Genomic DNA, 16,519 nt, shown 5'->3' on the forward strand with positions numbered 1-16,519 from the left:
GTCTCCTTACAGTGAATCGAGAGCGGCCGGGATCAAGTGAAGATGAAGCCGGTCGCGATACCGATGAAGGCGAGCGCCTCGGTGAAGGCGATACCGATGAACATCAGGACCTGCAGGCGGCCCGCGAGCTCGGGCTGACGGGCGACGCCCTCGATCGTCTTGCCGACGACGATGCCCACGCCGATGGCGGGGCCGATGGCGGCGAGACCGTAGCCGATCGTGGCGACGTTACCGGTGACCTGGGCGAGAACCGTAGTTGCGTCCACGGGTTTTTTCCTTTCGTTGGGTGGCTCGGCGTGCGCCGGGCCGCTCAGTGCTCTTCTGCGACCGCGAGCTGGATGTAGACCGCGGTGAGGATCGCGAAGACGTACGCCTGGAGGAAGGCGACGAAGATTTCGAACAGGGTGAAGGCGAAGCCGAAGGCCAGCGAACCGGCGCCGAGAGCCGTCCACCATCCGCTGAGCCCCACGACGAAGAACTGCGTCGCCGAGAAGAACAGGACCAGCATGAGGTGACCGACGACCATGTTCATCAGCAGACGCAGCGTCAGGGTGACGGGCCGGATGATGAAGGTGGAGAGGAACTCGAGCGGGACGATGATGATGTACAGCGGCCACGGGACGCCCGAGGGCAGCAGCGCGTTCTTGAAGAAGCCGGCGGGGCTCTTCTTGATTCCTGCGTAGATGAAGGTGACGTAGGCCACGATCGCGAGCAGCATCGGAACGGCGATGACGCTGGTGCCGGCGATGTTCAGGAACGGGATGACACCCGTGATGTTCATGAACAGCACCATGAAGAAGATGGTGGTGAGGATCGGCAGGAAGCGCTTGCCGTCCTTGCGTCCGAGGATGTCCTCGGCGATGTTGACGCGGACGAAGTCCAGGCCCATCTCGGCGACGCTCTGGAAGCGGCCGGGGACGATCTTCATGCGGCGAGTGCCGAGCACGAGGAAGAGAACGAGGGCCAGCGTCGCCAGCATCTGCGTGAGGTTGATACGCGTGATCGCGAAGATCGTGCCCTCGAACAGCACCGCATCCGGGAAGAACTCCGAGATGGACGGCGGGTGGAACTCGGCACCCGCGGACGCGAAGTTCGTGATCAGGGTCGCAGCTTGAGTAGTCAGCGCTGGCTCCAGCTTCGGGGCATCGGTGTGAACCGTTGCGACGATGGTCGGTGATTGTTACCCGAAGTGCGAGCCTGGAGAAGAGTTCCAATCGCGGGTGGGTACTACGGCAACCCTATCAAACTCCCGGCGGATCCATGAGTCCGAGTGCCGTGATCGTCTCGCCGACGGACTAATGGGCCGCGACGTGCCGCCTCATGAGATACGGGGGTCTCAGGATCGGCGATCGCCCGCGTCGGGGTCGGTGGGCAGGGTCACATCGCTCACGCTCGGGATACGCATGCGCAGCAACACGACCACGTCGACGGCGAGCGACGCGATGACGCTGACGACGAGCGCCACGTAGAACACGACCGGGTCGACCCACCCCTGTCCGCGCAGCACCACGATCGCCACGATGAACAGGATGAGCTTCAGCAGCCACCCGCCCAGGACGATTCCGAAGAAGATCGGCACGTAGAGGGGATCTCCGAACCAGCGGTTCGCCACGAGGATGCTGATGGCCGTCACCGCGAGGAAGATCGCGCTGACCGCGACGCCCGACAGGGCGCTGCCGAGGCCTCCCCCGCCCCCGACGAGGAAGCCCACGACAGCCCCGAGCACGAGCAGCACCGCCGTCACGATGCCACCCCATACCAGGGCGGTGCGCAGCACCGGGGTACTGGAGAGAGGGCGACGAGGGGCGGGCGAAACACTGCTCATGAGGAGGACTCCGGTCGGGTGGGTCGGGGTCGGCGGGACAACCGCAGACGGTGCTGGGAGGGCAGGAGCGTGAGGACGGCGCAAGCGGCGACACCGGTCACGCCGAAGGCGATACCGATCGCGTAGTCGCCGGGCCAGCCCTGCTGGGTGCCGATGTACATCAGCAGGAACGCGAGGCTCACCACGGCGGTCCAGCTGTAGAAGATGAGAACCGCGTCGCGGTCGGTGTGCCCCATGTCGAGCATGCGGTGGTGAAGGTGCTTGCGGTCCGGCGAGAAGGGCGATCTGCCCGCCCACTGCCGCCGCGCGACCGCGAGCCCGAAGTCGAGCAGGGGCAGCAGCACGATGACCACGGGCAACAGGATCGGGATGAAGGCACCGAGCAGCTGCGAACGGCCGATCTTCTCGGGATCGAGCACCGCGGGGTCGAGCTGACCGGTGATCGCGACGGCGGAGCTCGCCATGAGCAGCCCCAGCATGAGTGCGCCCGCGTCGCCCATGAAGAGCTTCGCCGGGGTCCAGTTCATCGGGAGGAAGCCCAGGCACGCCCCCACGAGCACCGCCGCGATGAAGGACGCGAGGTTGAAGTAGGTACTCGCTCCGGTGTCGCGCACCAGGAGGTACGAGTACGCGAAGAAGACGCCGTTGGCGATCAGACAAACGCCCGCCACGAGGCCGTTCAGCCCGTCGATGAAGTTCACGGCGTTCATGACGACGACCATCGCGAACACGGTCAGCAGGAAGCTCACCCAGCTCGATCCCACCGTGAGTGCGCCGATCGGCAACGACAGGATCTGCAGCTGACCGAACCAGGCGATGATGCCGGCCGCCACGAACTGCGCGCCGAGCTTGATCATCCAGTCGAGATCCCACAGGTCGTCTGCGACGCCGACGAGCACGATGAGCAGCACCGCCCCGAGCAGGGAGAGCACCGGGACGGGGTCGATCCAGAAGATCGCGAAGTAGGGGTTCCTGCTCGAGAGCGCGAAGGCGGCGACCACGCCGAGGAACATCGCGACACCACCGAGGCGCGGGGTGGGCGTCTTGTGCACGTCGCGGTCGCGGATGCCGGGGTACAGCTTGAACCGCAGAGCGAGCTTCCACACCACCCACGACAGCGCGAGCGTGACCGCCGCCGTGAACAGGATGGTGAGGAGGTATTGGGTCACGGACCCGGCGCCTCGGCATCCGGGGTCGTTGCGGAGGGTGTCGCGAGGGGGTCCACGACCTCGTCGACGGGGTCCGGCTCGAGGAGGTCGCCCACCACCGCGCGCAGACGGTCGCGCGAGATCGCGCCCTCGCGCAGCACGCGGATCTGCGGCTCCGCTCCCCCGACGAGTGTCGTCGCGTCGATGATCGTCGAGGCGACGCCCGTCTCGCTGACGCCGGCGTCGAGGTAGGCCGCCACACTGTCGCCGAGCATGTCACGAGCGGAGTCGATGTCGACCGCCGCTGCTCGACCCGTGAGGTTCGCACTCGACACCGCGAGCGGTCCGGTCTCTTCGAGCAGTTCGAGCGTCATCTTCTGCGCGGGCATGCGCACCGCGACCGTGCCGTGCGTGTCACCGAGGTCCCACGAGAGCGAGGGCTGGGCGGGGAGCACGATCGTCAGCCCTCCCGGCCAGAACTCGCGAACGAGATCGTCGACGGCGGGAGGGATCTCGGCGACGAGGGCCCGCAGCGTCCCGACTCCGGGGACGAGGACGGGCGGCGGCTGCTGGCGTCCGCGGCCCTTCGCCTCGAGCAGGCCCGCGACGGCACGCGCGTTGAAGGCGTCCGCGGCGATTCCGTAGACGGTGTCGGTGGGGAGCACGACGAGCTCGCCGCGGCCGATCGCTTGACGCGCGTGGCGCATTCCGGACAGCAGCTGCGATTCGTCACGGCAGTCGTAGACGGGTGACATAACGCGCGTCAGTCTAGTCGCGCGCCGCCCTCCGCGTGGTCACGGACGGGTGGCGGTGGTGGCGCGATCCCTGCTCGTCAGATCGCGGTGGGTCGCGGCCGAACGCCAGCCGTCGGCGACGAGGATCTCGCGGATGGCCTCGCCCTGCCACTCGCCGTGCTCGATGACGATCATCGCCCCGGGGTGACCGAGCCGGAGTCCGACGCGGCTGAGATGGCGCACGGCATCCAGTCCGTCCGGTCCCCCGTACAGCGCCGCAGGCGGGTCGTAGAGACGCACCTCGGGATCACGCGGAATCGCGTCGTCGGGAACGTAAGGAGGGTTGGATGCCACGACCGACACGGTCCCGTCGAGCTCTCGGAACGCGTCGGCGAGGTCGACGAAAGCGAGTGTGACGTTGCCGGCACCGACGCGGGCCACGTTCTGCTTCGTCCAGACGAACGCGTCCACCGAGTTCTCGGCGGCGAAGACACGGGCGTGGGGTACCTCGGTGGCCATCGCGAGCGCGATCGCGCCGCTGCCGGTTCCGAGATCGACCGCGATCGGCGCCTCGGATGCCGCAGAGCGCAGCGCGTCGATCGCGAGCTGGGCCACCATCTCCGTCTCGGGGCGCGGGACGAACACGCCCGGTCCCACCGCCAGCTCCAGGGAACGGAACGGCGCGAGACCGGTGAGGTGCTGCAGGGGCTCACGGGCCGCACGGCGGTCGAGCAGAGGGGCGAGGGCGCGCGCGGCGGGCTCCGGCATCCGGTCTCCGCGGATGGCGGCGGCCTGCACCCCGCCGCGGGAGGAGTCGAGCGCATGGGCGACGAGGAGTTCGGCGTCGACCTGCGGATCGGGCACTCCCGCCGCGTGCAGTCGCTGCGCGGCGGAGCGCAGGACATCGGCGACCGAAAGGGCCGTGGGGACGGGGAGCGGGACGGTCTCTGGCATGACGGGAGCCCAGCCTAGTCGCGCGGCGTCACACGGGCCGGCGGTGTCGGAAGGCTCGCCTAAAATGATCGCGTCCCGACCGACGGCGAAAGGCGAGCCATGCCCGGCATCCACTCCGACATCACCTCTGCATTCGGCGACACGCCGCTCGTGCGGCTGAACCGCGTCGCCGAAGGCGCGGGCGGCCAGATCCTCGCCAAGCTCGAGTTCTACAACCCCGCCTCGAGCGTCAAGGACCGCCTCGGCATCGCCATCATCGACGCGGCCGAAGCCTCGGGCGAGCTCAAGCCCGGCGGCACGATCGTCGAGTCGACGAGCGGCAACACCGGCATCGCTCTCGCCATGGTGGGCGCCGCACGCGGGTACAAGGTCATCCTCACGATGCCGGCCTCGATGTCGAAGGAACGCCGCATCCTGCTCAAGGCCTTCGGCGCCGAGCTCGTACTCACCGATCCCACCAAGGGCATGTCGCACGCCGTGGACGAGGCCAAGCGCATCGTCGCCGAGACGCCGGGCGCCGTCTGGGCCCGCCAGTTCGAGAACGAGGCGAACCCCGCGATCCACCGCAAGACCACGGCCGAAGAGATCCTGCGCGACACCGAGGGCAAGGTCGACTACTTCGTCGCCGGAATCGGCACCGGCGGCACCATCACCGGCGTCGGCCAAGTGCTCAAGGAGCGCGTGCCCGGGGTCAAGGTCGTCGCCGTCGAGCCCGCCGACTCCCCCGTGCTCACCAAGGGCCACCCCGGTCCCCACAAGATCCAGGGCATCGGCCCCAACTTCGTGCCCGCGATCCTCGACCGCGACATCATCGACGAGGTGATCGACGTCGAGTTCGACGACGCGATCCGCCTGGCCCGTGAGACGGCTGCGAAAGACGGCATCCTGGTCGGCATGTCGTCGGGTGCGGCGATCTGGGCGGCCCTCGAGGTCGCGCGGCGCCCCGAGGCGGCGGGCAAGAACATCGTCGTCATCATCCCCTCCTACGGCGAGCGGTACCTCTCGACGGCGCTCTACGAGCACCTGCGCGAAGACTGACGTGGGGGTCCTCTCCCGCATCCGCGAAGACATCTCCTCGGCCAAGCTCCGCGATCCCGCGGCGCGCGGCGGCCTCGAGATCGCGCTGCTGTACCCGGGGCTTCACGCCGTGTGGTCGTACCGCATCGCGAACCGGCTCTGGCGACGGGGTCTGCGCTTCCCGGCGCGGGCCCTGTCGCAGGTGACCCGGTGGCTCACCGGGGTCGAGATCCACCCCGGCGCCACGATCGGTCGACGCTTCTTCATCGATCACGGCATGGGTGTCGTGGTCGGCGAGACGGCCGAGGTCGGCGACGACGTGATGCTGTACCACGGTGTCACCCTGGGCGGTCGTCAGCGCGAGGGCGGCAAGAGGCACCCGACACTGCACGACGGTGTCGCGGTCGGCGCCGGGGCGAAGATCCTCGGGCCGATCACGATCGGCGCCCGCAGCGCGGTCGGCGCCAACGCCGTCGTGACCGCGGATGCCCCGGCCGACAGCGTGCTCGTCGGCGTACCCGCCAAAGCGCGTCAACGCCGTGCCGGCGAGGACACCCGCGCGGTGCTGACGACGCCCGAGTACTGGATCTGAACACCCCCGTGCGGGTCCGCCATCGCCGCGGTCCCGCACGGGGGTGGGTCGATCAGACCGACAGGCGGTTCTCCGCCGCGGCCAGGTGGTCGTAGCCCGGGGTGCGCAGCATCTCGTGCAGGTGGCGGCGTCGCACGCCCATGTTGCCGCCGTCGTAGATCGGAAGGCACAGCACGTCCTGCATGATGCCGCCGAGCGGCACGCGGTCGCCGTAGGAGTCCACCCCGACAAGGCGCATCGCGTCGTAGACCGTCTGCACGGCGAGCTCGGAGTTGTAGATCTTCGACATGTTCGACAGCTCGCGGTCGAGGCCCCCGGTCTTGTCGAAGTGGTCGGCGGCCTTCCAGGCGAAGTACCGGCCGACCTCGATCCGCGTCTTGATGTCGGCGAGCATGTATCCGGCGTTCTGGTGGTCGATGACCGGCACACTGCCCGAACGCTTCTCGGTCGAGACGAAGTCGTACGCGATCTCGAAGGCACGGCGCATCTTGCCGACCGCCGCCGCGGCGATGCTGGAGCACGTCCACGAAAACGATCCCTTCGTCAGCGCCATCCCGTCACCGGGCGCACCGATGAGGTTCTCCACGGGCACGCGGACGTCGACGAAGTCCACGTACGGCGAGTTCGTGGCGAGGTGGCCCATCGTGTCGATGATGCCCGAGAAGGTGACACCGGGCGTGCCCTTCTCGACGACGATGATCGCGAGCGACTCGGCCGGGGGCTTGGTCTCGTCGATGCGGCAGACGACGCTGATGATGTCGGCGCCCTCGTCGTCCCAGCCCGAGGCATTGGTCGTGTATGCCTTCCGTCCGTTGAGGACCCACTCGTCACCGTCGCGGACGGCGAAGGTCTGCACGCCGTACTTCGGGTCGGGGTGGTCGAAGTTGGCGCCTCCCGCCGCCTCCGTGAACGCGATCGCCGCGAGAGCGGGGCTGCCGTCGACGAAGGGGGCGAGGAAGCGCTCCTTCTGCTCGGGCGTGCCCGCCGTGATGATCGGGAAGGTGCCGAGACCGGTGCCGAGGACGATGGTCGGGGTGTTGATCTCGACGCGCGCGAGCTCCTCGCAGGCGAGAGCGAACTGCAGGTTGCTGAAGCGGTGCCCGCCGTTGTCGACGGGGATGAGTCCCTTGACGAAGCCGGCGTCGACCATCTGCTGGTAGAAGGGCTTCAGGGCGCGGAAGCGGTCGAGCGGGTCGGGGATGGGCGCGATGACGTCGGGAACCTGGCTGAGCACGGTCTCGGCGAACTCCCGCGCCTGCAGGCGCAGACCGAGCTGCTCTTCGGAGAGGGTGAAGTCGATGGCCACGGATGAGCTCCTGTCTCGTCGGATGAGGTGTGGGTAGCGTCGCAGCGCCACGGACGGCAGCAATTGGACGCGCGTGCACGACGGTGAGGACGACAGTGCACGCGATGCCGCGGTGAGCACTTCGTTACCGGCACGACACGCGATGCGGCGTCCCGGGTAACAGCGCATTGCTCTGCTGAGTTCGTCGACATCCGCGGGCCGCCGAGGAGGAACCGATGAATCGATGGGACACACGCGACCGACCGCCGCGGGAGCAGTTCGCGTACTGGCGCGAGGTCGTGTGCGCCGCGTTCACGCCCCTCCGCCCCGCGGCGCGAGACACGCGCGACGACTGGTCCCGCGTGGGCCTGCAGGGCCGGGTCGAGAGCAGGCCCTTCGGCCACACCACCGGTGCCGAGATCGCGACGTGCGCACAGGTCATCCACCACGGTCCCGACGAGGTGCGCCGGGTCGACGACGAGGTCGTCTTCGTCAACCTGATGCTCGACGGGCGCTGCGTCGTCTCGCAGGACGGCCGACGCAGCATGTCGGGTCCGGGGACGTTCTCGATCGTGGATGCCACCCGCTCGTTCACGCTGGACTACCTCGACCCGTGGCGGACGGTGTCGTTCCGCGTACCGGCTCATGACATCCCCGACGTCTTGCGGGCGGATGCCACGGCACGGGCGTTCTCCGCCGCGACCGGGCTCGGAGCGGTCGTCGCCGACACCCTGCGCTCCTCGTGGGAGCAGGCGTCGAGAATGACCGACAGCGAAGCGGATGCCGTGGGGGTCGCCGTCTCGTCTCTGAGCCGCGCACTCTCGCATTCCGCGTCGACCGGATCCGTCAGCCAGGAACACGGCGGGGACGAGGAACTGCGTCGCAGCATCGCGCGCCATCTGGAGAGGCACATCCGGTTCGTGGACACTTCACCGTCAGCGATCGCGCGGCACTTCGCCGTCTCGGTGCGCAAACTCCATCAGCTGTACGAGGATGCTCCCCTCACCTTCGGTCAGACCGTCATGCGCGTGCGGGTGCGGGGGTGTGCCGACGACCTGCGCGCGATGCGCGGGCGGATGACGATGACGCAGCTCGCCGCCAAGTGGGGGTTCAGCGACCTGTCTCACCTGCATCGGGCTTTCCGCCACCACCTCGGGCAGACGCCCCGCGAGATTCTGGAGCAGCTCGACGAGGACAGCGCGGCGTGGGAGCGCGCCGGATAGCCGTCCGCGGTGGACAGGCGCCGGGCCGGCGACGGGGCGGCCCGTGCGGCCTCGCGAGGCAGGTCGACGGGGACGCTGCGCGAACGTGGGTCGCATCGGTGCGTGGCGTCGGCGAGAGACGCGCTGCTCGATGCCGTCGTAGGCTCGGAACATGACCCGCCTGCACGACCTGTCGCTCGTCGCGCAGGTCGGAGGCCTCGCCGACGGCACGCTCGACCCGCCCGAGCTCACGGCCCATTACCTCGACCGCATCGCCCGGTTGGCCGACCTGGGCGCTTTCGCCGAGGTGACACCCGACGCCGCGCTGCGCCGCGCCGCCACCCTCGACCCCGCCACCGGTCCCCTGTGGGGCGTGCCGCTCGCCGACAAGGACCTCGTCGCCCGCGCCGGCGTCCCCACCCGCTACGGCTCACGAGCCCGCGTGCACCTCGTGCCCGCGGCATCCGATCCCCTTGCCGAAGCGCTGGATGCCGCGGGGACGATCAACGTGGGAAAGACGAGCACGTCGGAGTTCGGACTCACCGGGTTCACCGAGCCGCTGATCCACGCGCCGGCGCGGGATCCGTGGCGCCTCACGGCCGGGGCGGGCGGATCCAGCGGTGGGGCCGCCGTCGCCGTCGCGGCGGGGCTCTTGCCGGCGGCCGTCGGCTCGGATGGCGGTGGGTCGATCCGCATCCCCTCGGCGACCGTGGGTGTCGTCGGACTCAAACCGTCGCGGGGGCGGCTACCGATCGGATCCGGCTTCGACTCCCCGGACGGCCTGTCGGTGACCGGACCGATCGCCCGCTCGGCAGAGGACGCCGGGCTGCTGCTCGACGCGCTCGTCGGCCTCGCGCCGTTCACGTACGCCACGGCGGCGCCCGGCGCGGGGCCGTTCGTCGAGGCCGCCCGGCGGCCACCGGGAGCGTTGCGCGTGGGGATCACGACCGTGTCGCCGTGGGACGACGACGAGGACATCGTGCTCGACGCCGACGCCCGCACCGCCTTCGACACGGCCGCCGCCTGGCTCAGCGACGCCGGACATGCGGTGGCGGATGCCGACTGGCATCCCTTCGGCTACGCGTCGCTGTTCCACGTGCTGTGGAGGGCGAGCGCAGCGCGGATCCCGTTGAGCGACGACGACATGATGCTCGTCGAGCCGTTGACGGCGTGGCTCGTCCGCGAGGGACGCCGACTGTCCGCGCTGGACCTGCTCGGCGGTCTGGCCTCGGCGCGCGCGTTCGAACGCCGCACGATCGCCGACTTCGCCGCTTTCGACGCGGTGCTCACTCCCGCGCTGGCGCAGCGGCCGCAACCCGTGGGGGCTTACGCCGGACATGGCCCCGAGCGGACGTTCGCGATGCAGGTGGAGTACGCGCCGTATTCGAGCTTCGTCAACGTCGCGGGGCTACCCGCGCTGACGGTGCCCCTGACGAGGGACACCACCGGCCACCCCGTGTCCATCCAGCTCGTCGGGCGTCCGGGCGGCGAGGCGACGCTGCTGTCGCTCGCCGCGCAGCTCGAGGCCCGCCGAGGCCCGCTCCCCCACCCGCCCGCCTGGGACGACTGACGCCCATCAGTGCACAGCGCAGGAGATCCGCCCGCGCCGAAGCGCTGACGCCGCTCTGCGGACGGGTCACGGCCGTGGATCCTGTGTCGCGGTCCCGGAATGGCGCCCGTCAGGGCAACAGGCCCGCCGCCGCGAAGGCGCGGGCGTAGATCTCGCGGATCACGCCCTCTTTGCGGGCGTTGTACTCGCTCATCAAGCCGTCGGCCGCGACCTCGCGCTTGACCGCGGCGTACCGCTGTCGATCGGCCTCGTCTGCGCGCAGCCAGTCGCGGAAGATGCGGTGCCGCGCCGCCTCGGGACTGTCGGGCGGCCACACGTGCAGGTTGGCGGCCGGCTCCGCCGAGACCAGGCAGCGGTGCCCCAGCCACCACGGCTCGCGCACGCGCAGCACGAATCCGAGCGCCTCGAGGGCAGGGACGAAGGCGTCCTCGTCGTCGGTATCGGCGACCGTCAGGTCGATGTCGATGATCGGCTTGGCGGCCAGCCCCGGCACCGACGTCGAGCCGATGTGTTCGATCGCGAGGACGCGGTCACCCAGCGCACCGACGATGCGGACGCGGAGCACCTCGAAGATCTCGGGCCACGCGGCATCCGGATCCACGATCTCGATCTGCCGCACCTGCTCGGCGGGGCCGACCCACGGCGAGAGCCCGGGCGGGGGCGAGGTGTCGTCGAACGACACGATCTGAGCGGCGGTGGGCACCACCCGAGCTTAGGAGTCGGCGAGGGCCGCGAGCCGCGCTTCTTCGTCGGCCGTGATGGCCGACTCGATGATCGGACCGAGAGCGCCGTCCATCACCTGGTCGAGGTTGTACGCCTTGTACCCGGTGCGGTGATCGGCGATGCGGTTCTCGGGGAAGTTGTAGGTGCGGATGCGCTCGGAGCGATCCATGCCGCGGATCTGCGACTTGCGCGCATCGGCGGCGACGGCGTCGCGCTCCTCCTGCTGCTTGGCGAGAAGGCGGGCGCGCAGCACACGCATGCCGGCCTCGCGGTTCTGCAGCTGCGACTTCTCGTTCTGCATCGACACGACAATCCCGGTGGGAACGTGGGTGATGCGCACGGCGGAGTCGGTCGTGTTGACGGACTGACCACCGGGGCCCGACGAGCGGAAGACGTCGATCTTCAGGTCGTTGGGGTCGATCGCGACCTCTTCGGGCTCGTCGACCTCGGGGAAGACGAGCACGCCCGTGGTGGAGGTGTGGATACGCCCCTGCGACTCGGTGGCCGGCACGCGCTGCACGCGGTGCACGCCGCCCTCGTACTTCAGGTGCGCCCACACTCCCTGGGCCGGGTCGCTCGAGGACCCCTTGATCGCGACCTGGACGTCCTTGTAGCCGCCGAGGTCGGACTCCGTGCGCTCGAGGAGCTCGGTCTTCCAGCCCATGGATGCCGCGTACTGCAGGTACATGCGCAGCAGGTCGGCCGCGAAGAGGGCGCTCTCGGCTCCCCCCTCGCCGCCCTTGATCTCCATGATGACGTCGCGGGCGTCGTCGGGGTCGCGCGGGATGAGCAGACGTCGCAGACGCTCCTGCGTCTCGGCGACCCGCTCCTCGAGACCAGGTACCTCGTCGGCGAACGCCTCGTCCTCGCGGGCGAGCTCGCGTGCGGCCTCGAGATCATCGGATGCCGAGACCCACGCCTCGTGCGCCGTCACGATCCGCGACAACTCGGCATAACGCCGGTTGACGCGCTTGGCGCGCGCGGCGTCCGCGTGCACGGCCGGGTCGGAGAGCTCTTCCTGGACGGCCTTGTGCTCCTCGAGCAGTCCGCGGACCGACTCGAACATCGCGGGCTCCGACATCGCGTCTCCCGCCCCGATCAGCGGATGCTGTTGTCGTCACCGCCGCGCGCGGGCGCCGGGATCGACTTCTGCATCTGCACGAGGAACTCGACGTTGGACTGGGTCTCCTTGAGCTTTCCGAGCACGACCTCGAGGGCCTGCTGGGGCTCGAGGCCGGCCAGCGCGCGACGGAGCTTCCAGGTGATCTTGACCTCGTCGTTCGACAGCAGCATCTCTTCGCGGCGGGTGCTCGACGCGTTGACGTCGACGGCCGGGAAGATGCGCTTGTCGGCGAGCTGGCGGTTCAGGCGCAGCTCGCTGTTTCCTGTGCCCTTGAACTCTTCGAAGATGACGTCGTCCATCTTGGAGCCGGTCTCCACCAGAGCGGTGGCGAGGATGGTGAGCGATCCACCGTTCTCGATGTTGCGCGCGGCGCCGAAGAAGCGCTTGGGCGGGTACAGCGCCGATGCGTCGACGCCGCCGCTCAGCACGCGCCCCGAGGTGGGGGCGGCGAGGTTGTACGCGCGGCCGAGGCGGGTGATCGAGTCGAGCAGCACGACGACGTCGCGACCCAGCTCCACGAGACGCTTCGCGCGCTCGATGGCGAGCTCGGCGACCGTGGTGTGGTCCTCGGCCGGACGGTCGAACGTCGAGGCGATGACCTCGCCGCGGACCGTGCGCTGCATGTCGGTGACCTCTTCGGGGCGCTCGTCGACGAGCACGACCATGAGGTGGACCTCGGGGTTGTTCGTGGCGATCGCGTTGGCGATCTGCTGCAGAACGATGGTCTTACCGGCCTTCGGGGGCGCGACGATCAGGCCGCGCTGGCCCTTGCCGACCGGGGCGACCAGGTCGATGATGCGCTGCGTGAGCTTCTCGGGGCCGGTCTCCAGGCGCAGGCGCTCCTGCGGGTAGAGCGGCGTGAGGTTGTTGAACTCGACGCGAGCGGCGGCATCGTCGACCGACAGACCGTTGATCGAGTCGACCTGCACGAGAGCGTTGTACTTCTGACGGCCCTGCTGCTCGCCCTCGCGGGGCTGCTTGATCGCACCGACGACGGCGTCGCCCTTGCGCAGGTTGTACTTCTTCACCTGGCCGAGCGAGACGTAGACGTCGCTCGGGCCGGGCAGGTACCCCGTGGTGCGGACGAAGGCGTAGTTGTCGAGCACGTCGAGGACACCGGCGATGGGGACGAGGACGTCGTCCTCACCGATCTCGGTCTCGAACTCGTCGCCCGCGACGCTCTGGCCACGGCGCTTGTTGCGCTGACGGTTGCGGCTGTTCGCCGAGCCGCCCTGCTGCTGCTGGGCCTGCTGGCCGTTCTGCGCGTTCTCGCGCTGGGCGTTGTCGCGCTGAGCGTTGTCGCGCTGAACGTTCTCGCGCGGGGTCTTCTCGGGCGCCTCGGCCTCGTCGGCGGAGGGCTGTGCCGGCGTCTCGCCCTTGTCGGCGTCGGCCTTGTTGCGGTTGCGGTTGCGCGAGCGGCTGCGGCCGCGGCCGCGGGCCGGCGTCTCGTCGCCCTGCTCGGCGCTCTCGGGCGCCGACGCGTCGGTCGATGCGCCCTCGGCCGACGCCGTGTCGGTCGTCGAAGCAGCGGCGTCGTCGGTCGAACCGGTCTCGGCGGACGCGGTCTCGGTGGCGCTCGCCTCGTCGGCGGCGCTCGCCTCGTCGGCGGCGGTCGTCTCGGCGACGGCGGGGGTCTCGGCGACGGCGGGGGTCTCGGCGGCGGCCTCTGCGTCAGCGGCGACGTCCGCCGCCGTGGTGACGGGCGTGGCGGCGTCGGCGGACTCGTCCGCGGCCGGCGCTTCGGCCGCAGCGGCGTCCGCGGCGGCCTTCTCTTCGGCGGCGGCGGCCTCAGCGGCGGCCGTCTCCTCGGCGGTGGCGCTCTTCGCACGGCGCGGAGCGCGCTTGCGCGGAGCGCGAGCGGGCTTCTCGACGGGGGCGGCCTCCGCGACGGGGGCCTCCTCGACGGGGGCTTCCTCGACGGGGGCCTCTTCGGCCGCGGGCGCGGCGTCGGCGGCAGGCGCCTCGACGAGCGCGTCGTCGGTGAACAGCGCCTCGGGCTGCGCGTCGGCAGCGGCGGTGTCCGCCTCGGCGGGCTCGTCGACAGCGGGGGCGCCAGCGCCCTCCGCAGCGGCCTCGGTGGCCTGTTCGGTGTCGGTGCCCTGATCGGCAGCGGTGGGCTGCTCGTCGGTCTCGACGCCCTCGGGCGCGTCGACGGGCTGGGTCTCGGAGATGGACTCCACGAGTGCTCCTCAGAAAATGAAACGTGATCAGATCGCGCTTCGCCATGCAGAACGCAGACGAAGGACACCAGCGGTTCGGGAGACTGCAGCCGATACCGGGTTCGCGATGTGTTGCGGATTTCGCAGGTGGTGCAGAGGCTCAGATTCGCGAAGTTACGCGGAACCCTCTGCGTTTTTCACTGTACCACCCTTGACGTCGACGGCGAGCATGAGCGCCTGCCACGGGGTGTCGACCACGGATGCCATAAGATCCGCCGCCGCAAGTCGCTGCCCCGGCCCGTCGGCGAGCACGAGCACGCTGGGCCCTGCGCCCGAGACGACGGCGGCGTAGCCCTCGGCACGCAGGGACCGCACGAGACGGTCGGTCTCGGGCATGGCCTGCGCGCGGTAGTTCTGGTGCAGCTTGTCTTCGGTGGCTGCCATCAGCAACTCGGGGCTCTGCGTCATCGCCGCGATCAGCAGGGCCGAGCGCGAGACGTTGAACACCGCGTCCTCGCGCGGCACCTGCAGCGGCTGGAGGCTCCGGGCGACGGCGGTGGACATCGTGAAACCGGGCACGAAGACGAGCGGCGACACACCACGGTGCACGATGAGCTGCTTGTGCTGGGGGCCCTCGGCATCCATCCACGCGATCGTGAGTCCGCCGAAGAGGCCCGGTGCGACGTTGTCGGGGTGCCCCTCCATCTCGGTGGCCAGGCGCAGCAGATCGACGTCGCTGAAGACGACCTCTCCCTCGAGCAGTCCCTTCGCGGCCAGGATGCCGGCGACCACGGCGGCCCCCGAGGATCCCATGCCGCGCCCGTGCGGGATGACGTTGTGCGCCGTCAGCCGGAGTCCCGGAAGGGAACGACCGACCGAGGCGTACGTGTGCGCCATCGCGCGCACCACGAGGTGCGAGGCGTCGCGGGGGACGTCAATCGCGCCCTCCCCCTCCACCTCGATCTCGAGGCGGTCCGCATCGAGTTGCTCGACGACGAGCTCGTCGTACACGCTCAGGGCGAGGCCGAGGGTGTCGAAGCCGGGCCCGAGGTTCGCGCTGGTGGCGGGAACGCGAACGGCGACCCGACGACCGGGGCCTGGGCTCACGCGGTCACCGGCTGCAGGTCGAGCACGGAGGCGACCTCCGAGGTGGCGGCGTCGACGACCGTGGGCGATACGTCGGTGCCGTCGGCGCGGCGCAGGGCCCACTGGGGGTCCTTGAGTCCGTGGCCGGTGACGGTGAGCACGACCTTCGCGCCGGCGGGGACGACTCCGGCCTCGGCGCGCTCGAGCAGACCCGCGACGCTGATGGCGGAAGCGGGCTCGACGAAGATGCCCACCTCGCCGGCGAGGATCTTCTGCGCCTCGAGGATTCCGGCGTCGTCGATCGCGCCGAAGTAGCCGTCGGTGGCGTCGCGTGCCTCGAGAGCCAGCTCCCAGGACGCGGGGTTTCCGATGCGAATCGCGCTGGCGATGGTCTCGGGCTGCCTGACGACCTCGCCGCGCACGAGAGGTGCGGAGCCGGCGGCCTGGAAGCCGAACATGCGCGGCACGCGGGTGGCGACGCCGCGGGCGGCCTCTTCGCGATAGCCGCGCGAGTACGCGGTGTAGTTGCCGGCGTTGCCGACCGGGATGAAGTGGAAGTCGGGAGCGTCGCCGAGGACCTCGACGACCTCATAGGCCGCCGTCTTCTGCCCCTCGATGCGGTCGGGGTTGACCGAGTTGACCAGGTGCACCGGGTAGTGGTCGGCGAGCTCGCGCGCGATCTCGAGGCAGTCGTCGAAGTTGCCCCGGATCTGGATGAGCCGGCCGTTGTGGGCGACGGCCTGGCTGAGCTTGCCCATGGCGATTTTGCCCTCGGGCACGAGCACCGCGGCGGTGATGCCGGCGTGCGCGGCGTACGCCGCCGCCGAGGCCGAGGTGTTGCCGGTCGAGGCGCAGATGACGGCCTTGGCGCCGTGCTCGACCGCACGCGAGAGCGCCACCGTCATGCCGCGGTCTTTGAACGACCCGGTGGGGTTCATCCCCTCGTACTTGACCCAGACGTCGGCGCCCGTACGACGGGACAGCGCGGGTGCCGGCAGCAGCGGCGTGCCGCCCTCGCCGAGGGTGACGACGGTGGAGGCGTCGGTGACACCCAGACGATCGGCGTATTCGCGGAGGACTCCGCCCCAGAGGTGTGCCATG

At 69.9% G+C, this 16,519-nt stretch carries 16 protein-coding genes; 4 read left to right on the forward strand and 12 right to left on the reverse strand.

What is annotated here, in order from left to right; all coding sequences use genetic code 11:
* Positions 1 to 32: 32 nt before the first annotated feature.
* From atpE to prmC, 6 genes are all read right to left on the reverse strand, one after another.
* On the reverse strand, positions 33 to 266 hold the full coding sequence (atpE, locus tag QE454_RS16820) for a F0F1 ATP synthase subunit C (RefSeq protein WP_043360904.1): 234 nt from the start codon (positions 264 to 266) through the stop codon (positions 33 to 35).
* A 44-nt stretch (positions 267 to 310) separates the two neighbouring features.
* Entirely contained in the window at positions 311 to 1,123 is an 813-nt protein-coding gene (atpB, locus tag QE454_RS16825; RefSeq protein WP_103210251.1) for a F0F1 ATP synthase subunit A, read from the reverse strand.
* A 213-nt stretch (positions 1,124 to 1,336) separates the two neighbouring features.
* On the reverse strand, positions 1,337 to 1,825 hold the full coding sequence (locus QE454_RS16830) for a hypothetical protein (RefSeq protein ID WP_115920136.1): 489 nt from the start codon (positions 1,823 to 1,825) through the stop codon (positions 1,337 to 1,339).
* On the reverse strand, positions 1,822 to 2,994 hold the full coding sequence (locus QE454_RS16835; RefSeq protein ID WP_210071968.1) for an MraY family glycosyltransferase: 1,173 nt from the start codon (positions 2,992 to 2,994) through the stop codon (positions 1,822 to 1,824). The genes QE454_RS16830 and QE454_RS16835 overlap by 4 nt, the downstream gene beginning before the upstream one ends.
* On the reverse strand, positions 2,991 to 3,728 hold the full coding sequence (locus tag QE454_RS16840; protein ID WP_210071969.1) for an L-threonylcarbamoyladenylate synthase: 738 nt from the start codon (positions 3,726 to 3,728) through the stop codon (positions 2,991 to 2,993). The genes QE454_RS16835 and QE454_RS16840 overlap by 4 nt, the downstream gene beginning before the upstream one ends.
* 39 nt (positions 3,729 to 3,767) lie before the next feature.
* Positions 3,768 to 4,661: a peptide chain release factor N(5)-glutamine methyltransferase gene (prmC, locus tag QE454_RS16845; protein ID WP_307459456.1), complete on the reverse strand. Its 894-nt coding sequence runs from the start codon at positions 4,659 to 4,661 to the stop codon at positions 3,768 to 3,770.
* Between the two features lie 99 nt (positions 4,662 to 4,760).
* Here prmC and cysK point away from each other — a divergent pair, with 99 nt between their 5' ends.
* Complete coding sequence (gene cysK / locus QE454_RS16850) at positions 4,761 to 5,699, forward strand: cysteine synthase A (RefSeq protein WP_267786533.1); 939 nt, start codon at positions 4,761 to 4,763, stop codon at positions 5,697 to 5,699.
* A 1-nt stretch (position 5,700) separates the two neighbouring features.
* Complete coding sequence (gene epsC / locus QE454_RS16855) at positions 5,701 to 6,270, forward strand: serine O-acetyltransferase EpsC (protein WP_307459454.1); 570 nt, start codon at positions 5,701 to 5,703, stop codon at positions 6,268 to 6,270.
* Between the two features lie 52 nt (positions 6,271 to 6,322).
* Here epsC and QE454_RS16860 read toward each other — a convergent pair whose 3' ends face one another.
* Positions 6,323 to 7,576, reverse strand: a complete 1,254-nt coding sequence (locus QE454_RS16860) for an acyl-CoA dehydrogenase family protein (protein ID WP_210071973.1) — start codon at positions 7,574 to 7,576, stop codon at positions 6,323 to 6,325.
* Between the two features lie 215 nt (positions 7,577 to 7,791).
* On the opposite strand from QE454_RS16860, the gene QE454_RS16865 reads away from it, so the two are divergent.
* Complete coding sequence (locus QE454_RS16865) at positions 7,792 to 8,778, forward strand: helix-turn-helix domain-containing protein (RefSeq protein WP_307459451.1); 987 nt, start codon at positions 7,792 to 7,794, stop codon at positions 8,776 to 8,778.
* 151 nt (positions 8,779 to 8,929) lie between these two features.
* Positions 8,930 to 10,327, forward strand: a complete 1,398-nt coding sequence (locus tag QE454_RS16870) for an amidase (RefSeq protein ID WP_307459449.1) — start codon at positions 8,930 to 8,932, stop codon at positions 10,325 to 10,327.
* Between the two features lie 109 nt (positions 10,328 to 10,436).
* Here the strand turns inward: QE454_RS16870 and QE454_RS16875 are convergent, their stop codons facing one another.
* The 5 genes from QE454_RS16875 to thrC all read right to left on the reverse strand — a co-directional run bounded on the left by QE454_RS16875 (position 10,437) and on the right by thrC (position 16,518).
* The gene (locus QE454_RS16875) at positions 10,437 to 11,030 is read right to left on the reverse strand and encodes a GrpB family protein (protein WP_210071976.1); all 594 of its coding nucleotides are present in this window, start codon (positions 11,028 to 11,030) and stop codon (positions 10,437 to 10,439) included.
* Positions 11,031 to 11,039: 9 nt separating this feature from the next.
* Entirely contained in the window at positions 11,040 to 12,116 is a 1,077-nt protein-coding gene (gene prfA, locus QE454_RS16880) for a peptide chain release factor 1 (protein ID WP_267789382.1), read from the reverse strand.
* Between the two features lie 32 nt (positions 12,117 to 12,148).
* On the reverse strand, positions 12,149 to 14,353 hold the full coding sequence (gene rho, locus QE454_RS16885) for a transcription termination factor Rho (protein WP_307459440.1): 2,205 nt from the start codon (positions 14,351 to 14,353) through the stop codon (positions 12,149 to 12,151).
* A 153-nt stretch (positions 14,354 to 14,506) separates the two neighbouring features.
* Positions 14,507 to 15,439, reverse strand: coding sequence for a homoserine kinase (thrB, locus tag QE454_RS16890; protein WP_307461223.1), 933 nt, complete (start codon positions 15,437 to 15,439; stop codon positions 14,507 to 14,509).
* Positions 15,436 to 16,518 carry a threonine synthase gene (thrC, locus tag QE454_RS16895; protein WP_115920114.1) on the reverse strand — a complete coding sequence of 361 codons (1,083 nt, stop codon included), beginning with the start codon at positions 16,516 to 16,518 and terminating at the stop codon, positions 15,436 to 15,438. The genes thrB and thrC overlap by 4 nt, the downstream gene beginning before the upstream one ends.
* Position 16,519: the final 1 nt, after the last annotated feature.

Origin of the sequence: Microbacterium sp. SORGH_AS_0454 (genome assembly GCF_031453395.1) — a bacterium.
Taxonomy (GTDB): Bacteria; Actinomycetota; Actinomycetes; order Actinomycetales; family Microbacteriaceae; genus Microbacterium.